Raw genomic sequence first — 16,163 nt, 5'->3', positions numbered from 1 at the left:
CCCCGGATGTAAGCCAAAAGCTTCATCCGGGGGCATTTTATGTCCAGCGCAAAGGAGACCTTTTATAATTCCCTGGGCGGCCTGCCGGCCAATCGGTTTTTATGGCCTTTACGAGGGAAAATCTGGGATCGGTAAAAAATCCATACAAATTTCAAATTTCCATGTTATACTTCCAAACAGGAGTTGATGAAAATGAAACGAATTCTCGTGGTGGAGGACGATCCGGATATCCAGGAGATGCTCTGCGCGTACCTGCGCGATGCAGGATATGAAACCGGTACGGCAGGAGATGGGCTTGCCGCTCTGGATCGTTTTCACAGCGGTGTTTGGAACCTAATCCTCTTGGATATCATGCTTCCCAAGGTGGACGGGTACGGCGTCTGCGAGTTGATCCGCCGGGAATCCAGCGTGCCCGTCATCATGCTCACCGCCCTGGATGCGGAGGAAAACCAGCTCAAGGGCTTTGATCTGGATGTCGATGATTATGTGACAAAGCCATTTTCTATGCCGGTCCTGTTGCGGAAAATTGCCGCTGTACTTCGCCGCGCGGGAAATGGCGAAGTGGAAAATAGCCTGTTGCTTTATCAGGATCTGATTCTTGACCTGGATGCCTACCGGGTGACGGAGGGTGGCCAACCGGTCGACCTGACCAGCCGGGAATTTGAATTACTGCGGGAGCTTCTGCAAAATCAGGGGCGTGTCCTGACGCGGTCTGTCTTGTTGGGAAAACTCTGGAATTACGATTTTTTGGGTGATGAACGCATCGTAGACAGCCACATCAAAAACTTGCGTAAGAAGCTCAAAGGAGATTACATTGAGACGGTCCGGGGGGTGGGGTATCGTGTGGAAAAAGTGCATTAAGCGGGTTGGCGGCAGCTTGACGCTCCGCATCTTCCTAATCACCTTTTCGATTTTGGCGGCGGCTTGCGCATTGACCTATGGGTTTGTTGCTTGGGCGACGCCGATTTCCTACAGCACAATTGTGAACAGCAACCTGGCAGAAAAGGCGACGGCGCTGACGCAAGCGTTGGAAAAAACCACGCTGGCTGAGTGCGGCCCTTTAGTAGACCGTTTTATCCTTGACACTGGCGTGAGTATCTTGGTAAGCGATGCAGAGGGAAATCCGGTTGAGCTACCAAACTCGATTGCGATTGCAACTGCTAGCGATTGCTTGGAAGAGGAGGACAACGTCGTGGTTTTCCAGGACGGTTCGGAAAGCGCGCCTGTGGAAGAGAGCAAGACAGACGCTGGAAGCCCTTCGGAGGACACATTCCAAGTCTCCGACGAGCTGGTGACCGTGACGAGCGACGCAGCCCAATATTCCTTTTCGTTTCAGGGAAGCGACATGCCCTATACGATGACGGTGCTCAGCAGTGTCACCGCTACCAACCAGACAGTCGAAGCATTGGGCCAGGTGCTGCCTTTTTTATTGATTGTCGCCCTGGTGATCTCCCTATTAGGGGCGATTATCTATTCCCGTTATATCACCCGTCCAATCGTGCAGCTCAGCGGTATTTCGCAACGGATGGCAAATTTGGATTTCAGCTATAAATGTCAGGAAAAGCGCGGTGACGAAATCGGCGTATTGGGCCGGAACCTCAATGAACTCTCTGAGCGCCTTTCCACCTCTCTGAACGATTTGCGAGAGGCCAACTGTGCGCTGCGCCAGGACATCGACCGCGAACGGGAGCTGGAGAAGCAGCGGACAACCTTTTTCTCCGCCGCCTCTCACGAGCTAAAGACGCCAATTACCGTATTGAAGGGACAGCTTTCAGGGATGCTTGCCGGGGTGGATATCTACAAGGATCGAGAAAAATATCTCGCGCGTTCCCTTGCGGTCGCTAGCCGGATGGAAGCGCTGGTACAGGAAATTCTGATGGTTTCACGCATGGAGCGTGCAGACGTGCCGTTAAAGCGCGAATCCTTGGATCTCACTCGTTTGGTGGAACAGCAGGTGCAGCAAATGGAAGAGCTGGCCATGCTACGGGGACAGGCGTTATATGTCGAGGCTGTGTCAAATTTGATTGTCGAAGGCGATCGTGTGCTGTTGCAGCGCGCCGTAGGGAATCTGCTGTCTAATGCGTTACTTTATTCGCCAGAGGGGGAGACAGTACAGGTTTGCCTCTTTGAGCAAGAGGAAAAAATAATTCTCACCATCTCTAACAGCGGAGTCCAAATCCCGATAGAGGATCTTCCGCATCTCTTTGAAGCATTTTACCGTGTAGAGGCCTCCCGTAGCCGCGGAACCGGTGGCAGCGGCCTGGGTTTGTACATTGTCAAGATGGTTTTAGACCGGCACAGGGCGGCGTATCGGGTGGAAAACGTCCCGGATGGGGTCCGCGCTACAGTAGTTTTCCCAAAGGCGTAACCAGCTGCCGAGAGGGCGAGCTATTTTGAGGGCGACCTACAGTCTCTTTCTGGCAGGCACGCGGCTGGCCCTATCCAAACGGAATGATGATAATATGGGAACATAACGGGTTTACTACAGCCGGAATTCCCTTTCCGGTTGGCAGTAAACCCGTTTCCTTGTGTCCTACGGACTCAACGAAGGTAGATACAGCTATATTTTTACGTTTCGTAAACAAATCTTCAGCATTTTCAAAATATTTGGATGATACAATGCAGGCATTCGCAAAAGAGCATAAAGCCACGGACCCGAGGATGTTTTAAAAGCAGACGGTTGTGACATAAAGGAGGGAAAACCATGGCCAATTTTCTAAAGAGTGTATTTCAGGATAGGAGAGAATGCGCTAAGGTTCAACAAAATGAGGGCCAGCGCGTACTCCAAACGGCAAAAGTGGAAGCAAAAACCAAGAGCGGAGCCCCGGATTGCACGGCAGCACAGCAGGCGAAACACGGCGTACAAGCGGTAAGAATCAACGAACGGATTGCACAAGCCCAAAATCGCTTCCGAGTTGTACAAAGAAAAAATGAATCCCCAAATTAGTATGGAAAGGAACCTGATGTGGAACGAGATCTGCCAGGGCAATGATCCTGCAAAGGTGTTCCATCCTTTTAAAGGGAACTTTTGAATGCAAAGTATAGTCCTATGAAAAATAACAGCGGTTTGAGATCGGATCTCAAACCGCTGCGGAGCAATTACAGTTTGTGTAGGAGTAGCTATTTTTGAACCGTCCTGAGCTGCCGGGCTTGGGTGACGATACCGCCAAGGAGGATAAGCGCGATTCCAGTTCCAATGATAATCCATTGCAGTGGGACCATATCGGCCAATGGGCCGAAGATTGCCATACCAACCGGCAAGAATCCAGCGTACATTGTACTGAATAATCCAAAAACACGCCCTTGCATGGAAGGGATAGCTTTTTCCTGTAACATGGTGGTAATAGCTGTTTGTACGATTGTCAGCGCCACTCCGTAAAAAAGCATGAAGCACAAATAGAGGATAAAGTTTTTTGCAAAGCCCATGCTGGCTGCAAAGAATCCAAAAAGCAAAAGGCCCATCGCCAAAGTCGTTTCTCCGCGCTGATAGCCGCCCCATATGCTCATTATAACACCCCCGGCCATCATGCCTGCAAAGCCGGCCAATTCCACTGCGGTGAGACACCAATAAGTATCTCCAAAAGTGCGCCGGACGAGAAGCCCTGCGAGATAACCAGCTGGGACACAAAAGAACGTGAACAGTCCATATACAATCAACAGTACTCCGATCGGTTTATCTGCGAAAACATATTTTACGCTGGTTTTTATGTCGGAACAAAGGGAATCCTTTTGGGCAATAGGGTTTTGCTTCGGGAGAACAAGGAAAGACAAAAGGCCTGTTCCAAGGAGTGCTGTTACAACATCAATCATCAGAGTCGCAGGTAGTGTGCTGATGGAAAAGACAGCCCCCGCAGCAGCTGGCGCAGCAAAATTGACAATGGACTGCATGGTTGCATAGATACCGTTATACCGCATGAGTTGGCCTTTTGGGACGAGTTGCGGGATCACAGCTTGCACTGCCGGGGTTTGAATTCCTGCACCGAGAGAACGAATGGCCGACATAACAAGCAGGCTGGATAATAGAGCCGTATTGGATGAAATGAGTGGAATTGCAAATATCATCAAAAGGGTAACAAAAGCAATCAAAGAATCTGCGCTGGCAATTAGTATTTTTCGATTATACCGGTCTGCCCATATGCCACCCAAAAATGAAATAAAAAATTGCGGCAAATAAGAGCAAATGGTAAAGGATGCCACCCATGCACCGCTGGATGTTTGCATGGTTGCATACCATACGAGCGCCATCTGGACAAGCGTTGAGCCAAAAAGTGTGATGCATTGGCTGATTAGGAAGAGGATGGCGCGTTTTTTCCAGCTGATGCGTTGCCTATTTTTCATGGATGTGTCCCTCTTCCTTTTTAGGGGGAGTAAAGACAAAGCGCTGTGTCGGATATCCGAACTCAGTCAGCCGTTCTTTTTCTACAAAGCCAAGTTGTATCAATCTCTTGCGATGGCCTAAATCGGCTTTATCATTTACACGAAAGGTTGTTGTACTAATTTCTTGCCGGGGCAGATAGGTTTCTAATAAAGTGTTTAAAAATAGCTTTTGGATACCGCAACTGTGATACTGAGGGTGTATACCAAAGAATTCAATGCTGCCCGGGGCATAAGTAAACGCCATTGCAGCGATCAGAATGTTTCCATCTTTTAGCACAAGCGCGCGTTTTTCGAGTATACTTCCCTTGAGCTTTTTTAAATAAACGGTTTCATCCATCATTGGATATCCATCGATAGAGAGCCGCATTAAGTCCATCCAAGCAGGGATGTCCGCAAGTTCAGCTTGGCGGATGTTTTGCTTTGCGGGTTCTAGGATGGATATATTTCTGCACAAAGGAAATCGCAACTGCAAAGGATAAAAGTTTTGATTGTTCCGGTACGCCGCAGGAGGCAATTTATACATGGATTTAAAGGCTGCCGAGAACGACTGCTGACTCTCATATCCGCATTGAAAGGCAATCTCAAGGATTGGTTTATCAGAGAAGATCAATAATTTTGCCGCCTCGGTCAGTTGACGGCGTTGCACATAATCATGCACGGTCATTCCTACTGTTTCCGCAAAAAGGCGGTGCAAATGATACTTTGAATAGTGAACAGCCTCTGCAATCATTTCCAATTCGATTTTGCCATCAAGATGACTTTCGACATAGTCGACAACGGCATTGACACAGATAGTTTTGTTTTCCAGTTATATCTCCTCCTTTCTATGACACATCATAACAGAACCAGCGGAAAATATTTTCATCATTATTGCGGAGATTGTGGGCCATCCATAAATAGGTAAGGAGATTAGAAATAGGTGTTCTGAACCGATCGTTGGATGGATTGCAAAGGTAACCTTTGCGCATAAAATTTTAGATGTAAACAAAACTTTAACATCTCTTTGGTAGTATAATAAAAATTAGAGGGACGTTCTACTTGCGCTGATGAAAAGACATTCATGCGTCTTTTCTCATAAAACGGTAGCACAACCGATAGATGACTTGAAATGGCAAATCCGTCCCTCCCGGAATGGAAGGATTTGGCTTAGAAAATAGAGATATCAAAAGCGATATCACCATCGAAGAAAAAGAGGAGAGAGGCAATGTCTTTTAAGAGAAGAGCTGGAGGAAACCAATGGAACCGTTAAAAAAAGCCCTTCATAAACTCCTATTCCCAGGAAAGGCCGTTGTCCTTTTAAGTGTCCTTCTGTCGGCCTTTCTGCTGGCATATACTTTCTCATCCGATACGCAGCATGCCAGCCCAGTTGCATATATAGCCTATCTTGTTTCGGCCTACTCGTTAACGGTTGTATGTACGAATGGGTTCCTGCTCTTTCGGAAGGGTGCCGGTTTTGCCCGCCAGAATGTCTGGGTCAACCGTTATATCACAGATGTCCCGTTTCGTGTACACATTTCCCTCTATCTATCATTGGCAATCAATATCCTTTATGCTGTTATCAAATTTATTTCCGGCGTTCACTACCGCTCTCTTTGGCTGGTTTCTATCGCAGTTTACTATGGGTTATTGGCGCTGATGCGTTTCCTATTGCTGTGGCGCGAAAGCCCCCAGAGCATTGAGAAAAATAGAAGGTCTGCGCTTCGCCGGTATCGTTTCTGCGGGATCATATTGCTGCTGATGAATCAAGCGCTCGCCGTGATCGTCCTTTTGATCGTTCAGCAGAACCGCCGTTACGAATATCCAGGGACGTTGATCTATCTTATGGCGGCCTATGCGTTCTATTCCATTATCATTGCCACTAAGAACTTTATAAAGTACCGAAAGCATCATAGTCCCATTTTGGCTGCGGCAAAGGCAATCAACCTAGCGGCAGCCCTTGTATCGATTCTATCTTTGGAGACCGCCATGTTGGCACGGTTCGGCAGCCCTAAAGATGCTGCCTTCCAGCAACAGATGGTTGCAGCTACTGGTGGATTTATCTGCGTGGTGATCTTGGGTATGGCTGTTTCTATGATTGTGCGGTCGTCAAAAGAGATCAAAAACAGCCGGAGTTCTTATACCGTATGAGGGCAAAAGGAAGACCGTCCCTTGGAGATGTTCCAAGAGAACGGTCTTTTTCATAGCTCCTATTATAAGGATGGCGTGGGTTATCCATTGAAAAACGCAAGGGAAGACGGTTATAAGATGTGATGGTCCTTGCAATAGTAGTAAATTCCATCGTCCGCTACATTGCCGCACAAATCGTCTGCGGCAGCCTTCACATTGTCTGTCGCATTTCCCATTGCGACCCCGATGCCAACCGCTTGCAGCATTTCAATATCGTTGGTACCGTCCCCAAATGCAATCGCTTGCTCCTTTGTTAAATGGTAGTAGGCGAGCACTTTTTCAATACCCATCCCTTTTCCGCCGTTTGCAGGGATGATGTCCACAGCGCGGGACCACCAGGCTGTGATCTTCGCACCCTTCACACCGTTTAAAACGCTGGCATACTCGTTTTCATAGCATCCCATCATAATTTGGTAAATCTCTTCTTTCGCTAGAGCTTCGAAATCCTCTGCGATTTCTACCTCTTGTTTGGAAAAAGCATAATACTCCACCAAATCCTGGTCCTTGCCGTTTGCCCCCAATCTGGTCGCGCTGGCAAGCGAAACCGGCCGGTGGATGCGCGTTGCATTTTCGATAATTGTCTGCACATCAGAAGTGGGGATCGGATTGCGGAAAATATCGGTATCCTTTGTATAACAATAGGAGGCGTTAAATGCCAGATATGCGTCGAAGTCCACACCTGGAAAGTGGGGGATTGTCATCGGCGCTCTCCCCGTTGCAATACAAATCCGCAGGCCTTTTTGCTTCAGTTGAATCAATGTGTCCAACATTCTGGGGGTTATCACTTTTTTATTCATATCAACCAAAGTGCCATCAATGTCAAAGAAAGCGATCTTGATTGCACCAAAATTTTGTTGATTCATAGTTTACCTCCAAAGAAATTTATCCGGTCACAAGCGGATGTGTTTTTACAGTAACTTACGGATAAAACCTGCAATATGCGAATGATTTATCGGTGGAAAGGATCGTATTGCAAAACATATTGTGCCAGCTCAAATGTGGATAAAGAAAATTAAATAAAGAAAGAGACTTCAACGCAAAGGATACGTTTGTATCATTTTTAATTGTTTATAACGCTTTCCGCTCGGTTTCACTCGCTTTCCGCCACTTTTTAGGACGCTAATCTCCATGTGTTACGCCGCCGTCTGTGGTGTGTTCTGTGGTAAAATTGCTCCCTTCTCTTTGCCGGCGCCTTTCGCCGGTAGGAGTGGGGAGCGTTTTTCGTGCCTTTAACTGCCTGCATGATCACTCTGAGGGCGAGATTCAGCAAAGCTTTTTGCGTCGGCCGTACCTCAGAAATTGGGGGCTGTAAACAATGGAAGTCAATCGGTTGGAAGTGTTTTGAGAAAAGCATTCAAATCATTCAGCCCGTGTGGCTTATATAGACAATAATAAGTCACATTTGCCTCATCATCCAGAATCGGGATATTGACCCGATTCACGGGATTTCCCTCCCGGTGGAGAACCACATCTGTTGTAAAGCTGGGAAGCGCGGAGAATTTTACCAGTTCTTCAAAGGCTACATCCTCCTGCTCCAGAAAACGAGTATCCGGCATTTTTTGATCGGTCACATTGCGCCAAAAGCCGAGACGATTCCGCAGAAGCATCGTCTCGCCATTGAGATCCTTCATATATAATTCCTTGCTGCCAGAGAGCGGATGTGCCGGCGGCAGGGAGAAATACAGGTGCTCCTCCCCATATTTTACACAGGAAATTCCAGGCTCCTCTACCGGGTACGGCAGGATGATCAGCTGATAGAAGTTATCCCGCAGACCCTGAAGGAGCACATCGTTTTCCCGCATCTCCGAGGAGATCGTCCGGTCCGGATAAAGATCAGAGAGAACCGGAGGGATCTCCCACAAAGGGGCCGGTGCGCAGGAACCCAGCAGGATCGTACGCTGGCTGCGGTCGAAGGCTTGGACACGGCCGATCATGTCCTGGCACTTCTCCATGACCTGCCGCGCGTATTCCGCCGCCATGCGGCCGTTTTCGTTGAACTTGATTTTGTTTTTCTGCCGGTCGAACAGAGAGACCTGAAGCTCCGCTTCCAGCCGTTGCATGGACCGGCTGAGGGCTGGCTGGGACAGGTGCAGGCGCTCCGCCGCGCCGGACAGGGTCCCACACTCCGCGAAGGCCAAAAGCTGCTCCAGCTGGTAGAGCTCAAACACAATCATCACCGCCTTGTAACTATTGTAACAGCCGCCCCAGCGGATTGCAAGGGGGAGTATGCGTTTCAGTTAGAGCGCTCTGCATAATCGGCACTGTACTTTGCGGAAAAACGGGCCTACAATGTGTTCATCCGAAAGAAATCGAGGAAAAGGGAGGCTTGACACCATGCAGTACAGGACGCTCTCCAACGGTGTAGAGTTGCCAATGATTGGCTATGGCACATTCCAAATCAAAGACGCAGCACAGTGCGAGAACTGTGTTTCGGAGGCGCTGGAGACCGGCTATCGTCTGTTCGATACCGCCGCATCCTATGAAAATGAAGCGGCCATCGGCATGGCGCTCCGCAGTTCCGGGCTGCCCCGGGAGGAGCTGTTCATCACTACCAAGCTGTGGGTCCAGGACGCCGGGTACGACGGAACCCTGCGGGCTTTCGACGCATCCTTGAAACGGCTCGGGCTGGACATTCTGGATCTGTACCTGATCCATCAGCCCTTTGGCGACTACTACGGCGCTTGGCGGGCCATGGAGCGGCTGTACCATGAGGGAGCGGTCCGAGCCATCGGGGTGAGCAACTTCACCCCGGAGCGGCTGGTAGACCTATGCATGAACCAGGAAATCAAGCCTATGGTGAATCAAATCGAGATCCACCCGTTTTTCCAGCAGAACACCACCTTGCGGGTCATGGAGGACTATGGGGTTCTTCCCCAGGCGTGGGGCCCCTTCTCCGAGGCACAGAAAGATATTTTCAACCATAAGATGCTGGCCAAGATCGCCGGCAGGCACAGCAAAACCACAGCCCAAGTCATCCTCCGCTGGCATATCCAGAGGAATATCCCCACCGTTCCCAAGACAGTCCACAAGGAGCGGATGATAGAAAATTTGGATGTCTTTGATTTTGAACTATCGGAGAAAGAGATGGAGAGCATCACCAGCATGGACATCGGCCACAGCGAGATCATCGACCACCACAGCTTCTGCACGGCCCGGCAGCTCAACAGTGTGAAGATCCATGGATAATTTGAATTCTTGGAGCGACTTTTCGTGATATAAAGAGGTTTTTGCATGTTTACATTTTCTGTTCCCACGATTGTTCTGTCCAACGAGGCAAGCTATGTCAGCGGCGCTGTATACAATATCGCCCGCGGCTAAAGCACACAACTTAAAACGGATTAATACGAACAGGAGGACTTCTATCATGAACAAAATCGAGACCATCAAGCTGAATAACGGCGTGGAAATGCCTCTGGAGGGCTTCGGCGTGTTCCAGGTGCCGAACCTGGCCGTCTGCGAACAGGCGGTACTGGACGCCATCGCCACCGGCTACCGCCTCATCGACACGGCGGCAGCCTATATGAATGAGGAGGCCGTGGGCAAGGCCATCGCCAAGTGCGGTGTGCCCCGGGAGGAACTGTTCATTACCACCAAGCTGTGGGTTCAGGACGCCAGCTACGAGGGTGCCAAGCAGGCCATTGAGACCTCTATGAAGAAGCTGGGGCTGGACTACATCGATCTGTACCTGATCCACCAGCCTATGGGCGACTATATCGGCGCCTATCGGGCCATGGAGGAGGCCAACGAAGAGGGCAAGCTGAAGGCCATCGGCGTTTGTAACTGCTATCCCCAGATTCTGGCCGATATCTGTGAGACCGTGGAGATCAAACCCGCTGTCAACCAGGTGGAGCTCCATCCCTTCTTCCAGCAGGAAAGCGCCCTGGCGCTGATGAAGGAGTACGGTGTTCATCCCGAAGCCTGGGGACCCTTCGCGGAGGGAAACCATGGTATCTTCACCCACCCCGTCCTAACCAGAATCGGCCAGAAGTACGGCAAGAGTGCTGCCCAGGTAGCCCTGCGCTGGAACGTCCAGCGAGGCGTCACCGTCATCCCCAAATCTGTCCACAAGGAGCGCATGGAACAGAATATGGATATCTGGGATTTCCAGCTCAGCGGCGAGGATATGGCGGAGATTGCGGGGCTCGACATCGGCCGCAGCGAGATTGTAGACCACAGCGACCCCAAATTTGTCCAGATGCTCCATCAGATGAGAATCCACGAATAAAAATATCCTTTTGACACGGCTGGCATGGTCCGACACCATGCCGGTTCCTGCCAGCCGGTTATTTTACGAGGCATAAGCGGACTCTGATTTACACCGAGATATGGGAGGATATCCAGTATGATCTTCTATTTTTCAGCCACAGGCAACAGTCTGTATGCGGCCAAGCGCTTTTCGGACACGCCCGTCAGCATCCCGCAAATTATGCGGGGGACTGAGCGCCAATTCTCCGATGATGCCATCGGGATCGTCTGCCCGGTCTACGCAGGGGAACCGCCCAAGATGGTGAAACGCTTCCTGCGGGAGTCCAGCTTTCAGGCGGATTATTTCTACTTCGTCCTGACCTTCATATGGCGAGCTGCCCGCCAAGACGCTTTGACAACACTCACAATATCTCCATTCACCATTGCAGGGAGGGCCGCATTGAGTGGGAAGTCAGCAATGGCGCTTATCTTTATCTTGCGTCCGGGGATATTATGCTGGATAGTTCGGTTACCGAAAACAATCATTGCAGCTTTCCGGTAAGCCATTACCACGGGATCACAATTACGATTTCTGTTCCCGAAGCGGTAGAGGGATTGGGTGATCTCCTATCCCTGTTTTCTATTGACCTGGAACAGATTGAGCAACAATTTGCCTTGAAAGCACGCCCTTTCATCATGCATGGAAACTCCGTCCCCGATCATGTAATCTCAGAACTGTACCAAGTGCCTGATAATATCCGGCTGGAATATCTCCGGGTAAAGATCCTGGAATTGTTGGTCACGCTCAGGACGGTAGACCCTACGGTCTTAGGTGTGGAACGCCCCTATTTTTATAAAACACAGGTAGAGAAAGTCAAGGCAATCATGTCGTTTATGACAAATGAGCCGGAGCACCATTTCACAATGGAGGAGCTTTCTGAAAAGTTCGATATTTCCACCTCTGCTCTGAAACAGTGCTTTAAGGGCGTATATGGCACCGCTATTTATACCTATATGCGGAATTATCGTATGGACCTGGCAGCTTCTCTTTTGACACAGACGGATGAACCGATTACGGTGATCGCCGGAAAAGTTGGCTATACGAACACCAGCAAGTTCTCCGAAGCGTTCAAGAAAGTAAAGGGAAAAACACCGCTGGAATATCGAAAAATAAAAATCTAAATGGAGTAAAACCCGGCCGGGCAGAGTGGCAGACAAAATGAATACCTGCAATACTTAGAGAGTATCAAAGCGATTGATACTCTCTATTTTTTTTGCCAAGGAGGAATGGAAATGAAGCAGAAAAGCTGGATTTCTATTGTGTTTTCCTTTGCTTCACAGTGCCGGGGCAAAATTGCCCTGTCCGTTTTATGTGCAATCATCAGTGTGGTTGCCGGACTGATACCCTATTGGAGTGTTTACCAAATTATCACGCTCTTTATCGGCGGCTCACCTGTGATGGCAGAGGTTTGGAAATGGTGCTGGATTGGACTTGGTGCTTATGCGATACGCTTCTTGCTCTATGGTATTTCAACGAGCCTGTCCCACATATCCGCATACACCATTTTGGAGAATATTCGTTTGACCCTTGCCCAGCGGCTGATGAAAGCGCCGCTGGGGACAGTCATCGGAGAGTCTGTGGGTAAGCTGAAAAGTGTATTGGTAGACCGGGTAGAAACGATTGAGCTGCCTCTGGCCCACATGATCCCGGAGTGCATCTCCAACCTGCTGCTCCCCGTGGCAGTCTTTGTTTATCTGGTCTGCATTGACTGGCGTATGGCTCTGGCCATGCTGGTGACTGTGCCTCTCGCTTTTATCGCCTTTGCCATGATGATGAAGAATTTTAATAAGCTCTATGCCGATTATATGGAGTCCAACAACTATGTGAACGGCGTGATTGTAGAGTATGTGGAGGGCATTGAAGTTATCAAGGCGTTTAATCAGTCCTCCAGTTCCTATGAAAAATTCACAAAGGCGGTTAAATCTTTCAAGGACTACACCCTCAAATGGTATCAAAGCACCTGGAAGTTGATGAATTTTATTTCTGCGGTATTGCCTTCCACCTTCTTGGGGACGCTCCCGATTGGCATGTATCTCTACTGGACCGGAAGCCTGGCCCCGCAGGATCTTGTTATGTGCCTGATCCTCTCGCTGGGGATTGTAGGTCCGCTGATGAACTTTACCACCTATGTCAATGAAACGAAAACGGTTGAGTATGCCGTACACGATGTAGACAAGCTGCTCCATGTGGAAGAACTGCCCGATACTGGAAAATCAGTGGAGGTGCAGTCCAAAGACATTCAGCTTCAGGATGTTTCGTTCTCTTATGATAAAGAGAGCGGTAAACAGGTGCTTTCCCATATCAATCTAAAAATCCCGGAGGGAAAGTTTACGGCACTTGTCGGCCCGTCCGGTGGAGGTAAGTCCACCATCGCTCGCTTGATTGCCCGTTTTTGGGATGTGAACGATGGAAAGATCACCATTGGCGGTGTGGACATTCGCAGTATGCCGCTGGCCCAGCTTGCCGATATTGTCAGCTTTGTTACACAGGATAACTTCCTGTTCAACTGCTCCATCAAGGAAAATATCCGGCTGGGAAACCCTGATGCTACGGACGAAGAAGTATATGCGGCAGCAAAAGCCGCCTGCTGTGATGAATTTATACAGAAATTGGACAATGGCTATGACACGATGGCCGGGGATGCGGGGAACCGGCTTTCAGGCGGTGAAAAACAGCGCATTTCTATTGCCCGCATGATTTTGAAAAATGCCCCCATCGTGATTTTGGACGAGGCCACCGCGTTCACCGATCAGGAGAACGAAGAAAAAATCCAGCAATCTATCGCTGCTTTGACAAAAGGGAAAACGCTGCTGGTTATCGCACATCGTCTGTCCACCATCAAAAATGCCGATCAGATTATTGTCCTGCAAAACGGGCAGGTTGAGAACACGGGCACTCATCAGCAGCTTTTAGATGGCGACTCTCTCTATCGGGATATGTGGGAGGCGCATATCGGAGCGCAGAACTGGTCTGCCGGTTCCGGGAAAGGAGGTAACTGATATGTTTCGGATTGTAAATCGACTGATTCAATGGACAGGGAAATATAAACGGCGTATTTACATCGGTTTTGTCTACGCTTTCATTCACAGCATTTTTACCGCAATCCCTATTATGCTGGCTGCGAATGGATTAAGTGCTGTTCTGGATGACTTCAATGGCGTTAAGCCATTGGAGGGGCGGGACATCTGGATCATGCTGGGGGCCATGATTTTAGCTGTATTGGGCCGATACCTGTTCTCATATCTTCGAGCCATCACGCAGGAAAGTGTCGGTTATGAAGCAACCGCTGACGAGAGAATACGGCTGGGAGACATTTTGAAGCGGGTGTCGCTGGGCTTTTTCAGTAAGAACAATATGGGCGAACTGTTCGCAGCGGCTACAACCGACCTCTCGTTTATGGAAATGTTCGCTATGAATATGGTCAACACTGTTGTGAATGGCTATATCACCGTTATCGTCCTGATATTGTTCCTTGCATTTTATAGTCCTCTGGCGGGAGGAATTGCTTTGGCTGGTGTCCTCTGTCTGCCCTATTCCTCTATCTGTTGGAGGCACGCAGCCACCAAAACGCGCCTATCCATCAAAAGGCACAGGACGATATGGTGGAAAGTTCTATCGAGTATCTGCGAGGGATGCAGGTGGTGAAAGCCTTTAAGCAGGAAGGCGTATCTATTGCCGGTATCCGCAAAGCATACAACGACAGCAAGAAAATCAACATCAAAATTGAAGTGGAATATATGCCCTTCAACTGCCTGCACCTCTTTTCTCTGAAAGCCGCCTCCATTGCCATTGTAGCTGTGGCCGCTCTGCTGACCTATAACGGCAGTATGGAACTTCCTACCATGCTCATGCTGGATATGTTTTCCTTTATGATTTTCGGAAGTGTTGAGGCCATGAACAACGCCGCCCATGTATTGGAGGTCATTGATGCTACGCTGGATAAACTGGACGGCATTGAACACGCCGACATTATAGACAAAGACGGGAAAGATATTTCTTTGCAGAACACAGACATTGCTTTCCGTGATGTGACATTCTCCTACGATAAAGTTCCTGTTTTGCGGAATATCAACTTTTCCATCCCCCAGGGCAGCACTACGGCCATTGTAGGGCCATCTGGCAGCGGCAAGACCACGATTTGCAACCTGATTGCCCGTTTCTATGATGTGGACAGCGGCGAGGTCACAGTAGGCGGTGAGGATGTGCGAAACATGACCTGTGACAGTTTGCTCCGCAATATCTCGATGGTCTTTCAAAAGGTCTATTTGTTCCACGATACCATTGAAAACAACATCCGTTTCGGCAATCCAAGTGCAACGCAGGAAGAAATTATAGAAGCTGCGAAAAAGGCTCGGTGCCACGACTTCATTATGGCTCTTCCCGATGGATATGAAACGGTGATCGGCGAGGGTGGCTCTACGCTGTCTGGCGGAGAAAAACAACGCATTTCTATTGCCCGCGCCATTTTGAAAAATGCCAACATTGTCATTCTTGATGAGGCAACAGCAAGTATTGACCCCGAAAATGAGCATCTGATCCAGCAGGCAATCAGTGAACTGACCATTGGAAAAACGGTTATTGTTATTGCCCACCGTCTGGCGACGATTGAACACGCCGACCAGATTTTAGTGGTGGATAAAGGTCAAGTTGTTCAGAAAGGAACACATCAGCAGCTTGTTCAGCAGGAAGGACTTTATCGCCGTTTCATTACAATCCGTGAGCAGGCAGAGGGCTGGAGCATTGCCTGATAATTTGAGGGAGAACCGCAACATGAAACTTCATGCGTCCGGGGAGGACTACCTGGAAACCATCCTTGTTCTCCAAAAGAAACTCGGTATGGTACGCTCCGTAGATGTGGCCCGGCACATGGAGGTGTCAAAGCCCAGCGTGTGCCATGCGGTGGCTACCTTGCGGGACGGTGGCTTTCTCACAATGGACGAGGATCACTTTCTCCATCTGACCGATATAGGCCGCGAGGTTGCCGAAAAAATCTATGAGCGCCATTGCTTCTTTACTGAGCAGCTTATCGCAGCAGGCGTTGCCCCCAAGACTGCGGAGGCCGACGCCTGCCGGATGGAGCATGTCATCAGCCAAGAGTCCTTTCTAAAGTTAAAAATTGCTTTTTCCAACATCGAAAATTTAGAAAAAGAGGAATAACTGTGACCAATTTCAGTTTTACAACATTGCTCTCCAAAAGAGAAATAAAGCAAACTATGATGAAAAGGAAGCGTGGACAGGGGCGTCCGCGCTTCCTTTTTGTTCGACATTTTTCTCCAATATTCTTTACGCGGAATTGGACATGGCCAAAACCATGTTTCGGGGAACCAGTAATATATGAAAGGGAAAAACGATTCTAAGGCGGGAGGGGGTGAGA

General features: G+C 49.2%; 14 protein-coding genes and 1 pseudogene. 11 read left to right on the top strand and 4 right to left on the bottom strand.

Annotation, left to right across the window (positions count from 1 at the left end; all coding sequences use genetic code 11):
• Nucleotides 1-192: 192 nt before the first annotated feature.
• The 3 genes from B5F54_RS06500 to B5F54_RS06490 all read left to right on the top strand — a co-directional run bounded on the left by B5F54_RS06500 (nt 193) and on the right by B5F54_RS06490 (nt 2,947).
• Entirely contained in the window at nt 193-861 is a 669-nt protein-coding gene (locus tag B5F54_RS06500; protein WP_087232167.1) for a response regulator transcription factor, read from the top strand.
• Nucleotides 842-2,368: a sensor histidine kinase gene (locus tag B5F54_RS06495; RefSeq protein WP_087232164.1), complete on the top strand. Its 1,527-nt coding sequence runs from the start codon at nt 842-844 to the stop codon at nt 2,366-2,368. Before B5F54_RS06500 ends, B5F54_RS06495 begins: the two co-directional genes overlap by 20 nt.
• A gap of 336 nt (nt 2,369-2,704) precedes the next feature.
• The gene (locus B5F54_RS06490; RefSeq protein ID WP_087232162.1) at nt 2,705-2,947 is read left to right on the top strand and encodes a hypothetical protein; all 243 of its coding nucleotides are present in this window, start codon (nt 2,705-2,707) and stop codon (nt 2,945-2,947) included.
• A gap of 173 nt (nt 2,948-3,120) precedes the next feature.
• Here B5F54_RS06490 and B5F54_RS06485 read toward each other — a convergent pair whose 3' ends face one another.
• Together B5F54_RS06485 and B5F54_RS06480 are read right to left on the bottom strand one after the other, a co-directional pair.
• The gene (locus B5F54_RS06485; RefSeq protein ID WP_087232160.1) at nt 3,121-4,338 is read right to left on the bottom strand and encodes an MFS transporter; all 1,218 of its coding nucleotides are present in this window, start codon (nt 4,336-4,338) and stop codon (nt 3,121-3,123) included.
• Nucleotides 4,328-5,170, bottom strand: a complete 843-nt coding sequence (locus B5F54_RS06480) for a helix-turn-helix domain-containing protein (RefSeq protein ID WP_442856111.1) — start codon at nt 5,168-5,170, stop codon at nt 4,328-4,330. Before B5F54_RS06480 ends, B5F54_RS06485 begins: the two co-directional genes overlap by 11 nt.
• 443 nt (nt 5,171-5,613) lie before the next feature.
• Here B5F54_RS06480 and B5F54_RS06475 point away from each other — a divergent pair, with 443 nt between their 5' ends.
• Complete coding sequence (locus B5F54_RS06475; RefSeq protein ID WP_087232154.1) at nt 5,614-6,504, top strand: hypothetical protein; 891 nt, start codon at nt 5,614-5,616, stop codon at nt 6,502-6,504.
• A gap of 110 nt (nt 6,505-6,614) precedes the next feature.
• Here the strand turns inward: B5F54_RS06475 and B5F54_RS06470 are convergent, their stop codons facing one another.
• Complete coding sequence (locus B5F54_RS06470; RefSeq protein WP_087232151.1) at nt 6,615-7,406, bottom strand: Cof-type HAD-IIB family hydrolase; 792 nt, start codon at nt 7,404-7,406, stop codon at nt 6,615-6,617.
• Nucleotides 7,407-7,865: 459 nt separating this feature from the next.
• Entirely contained in the window at nt 7,866-8,711 is an 846-nt protein-coding gene (locus B5F54_RS06465; RefSeq protein WP_172749614.1) for a LysR family transcriptional regulator, read from the bottom strand.
• A 166-nt stretch (nt 8,712-8,877) separates the two neighbouring features.
• Between B5F54_RS06465 and B5F54_RS06460 the strand changes: the two genes are divergently transcribed.
• The 7 genes and pseudogenes from B5F54_RS06460 (at nt 8,878) to B5F54_RS06435 (ending at nt 15,946) form a co-directional block, all read left to right on the top strand.
• Nucleotides 8,878-9,729, top strand: a complete 852-nt coding sequence (locus B5F54_RS06460; protein WP_087232146.1) for an aldo/keto reductase — start codon at nt 8,878-8,880, stop codon at nt 9,727-9,729.
• A gap of 187 nt (nt 9,730-9,916) precedes the next feature.
• Nucleotides 9,917-10,768: an aldo/keto reductase gene (locus tag B5F54_RS06455; RefSeq protein WP_207651962.1), complete on the top strand. Its 852-nt coding sequence runs from the start codon at nt 9,917-9,919 to the stop codon at nt 10,766-10,768.
• 117 nt (nt 10,769-10,885) lie between these two features.
• The gene (locus B5F54_RS17920) at nt 10,886-11,290 is read left to right on the top strand and encodes a hypothetical protein (RefSeq protein WP_207651959.1); all 405 of its coding nucleotides are present in this window, start codon (nt 10,886-10,888) and stop codon (nt 11,288-11,290) included.
• On the top strand, nt 11,242-11,910 hold the full coding sequence (locus B5F54_RS06450; protein WP_207651958.1) for an AraC family transcriptional regulator: 669 nt from the start codon (nt 11,242-11,244) through the stop codon (nt 11,908-11,910). Before B5F54_RS17920 ends, B5F54_RS06450 begins: the two co-directional genes overlap by 49 nt.
• A 111-nt stretch (nt 11,911-12,021) precedes the next feature.
• The gene (locus B5F54_RS06445; RefSeq protein ID WP_087232137.1) at nt 12,022-13,788 is read left to right on the top strand and encodes an ABC transporter ATP-binding protein; all 1,767 of its coding nucleotides are present in this window, start codon (nt 12,022-12,024) and stop codon (nt 13,786-13,788) included.
• Between the two features lies 1 nt (nt 13,789).
• Nucleotides 13,790-15,537, top strand: a pseudogene (locus B5F54_RS06440) (ABC transporter ATP-binding protein).
• Between the two features lie 22 nt (nt 15,538-15,559).
• Nucleotides 15,560-15,946 (top strand): metal-dependent transcriptional regulator, encoded by a 387-nt coding sequence (locus B5F54_RS06435; RefSeq protein WP_087232134.1) that lies wholly within the window; start codon nt 15,560-15,562, stop codon nt 15,944-15,946.
• Nucleotides 15,947-16,163: the final 217 nt, after the last annotated feature.

The sequence above is a fragment of the Anaeromassilibacillus sp. An250 genome, assembly GCF_002159845.1.
GTDB lineage: Bacteria > Bacillota > Clostridia > Oscillospirales > Acutalibacteraceae > Anaeromassilibacillus > Anaeromassilibacillus stercoravium.
Note: the sequence above shows the minus strand (reverse complement) of the source record. Positions and strands in the feature narration are given on the sequence as shown.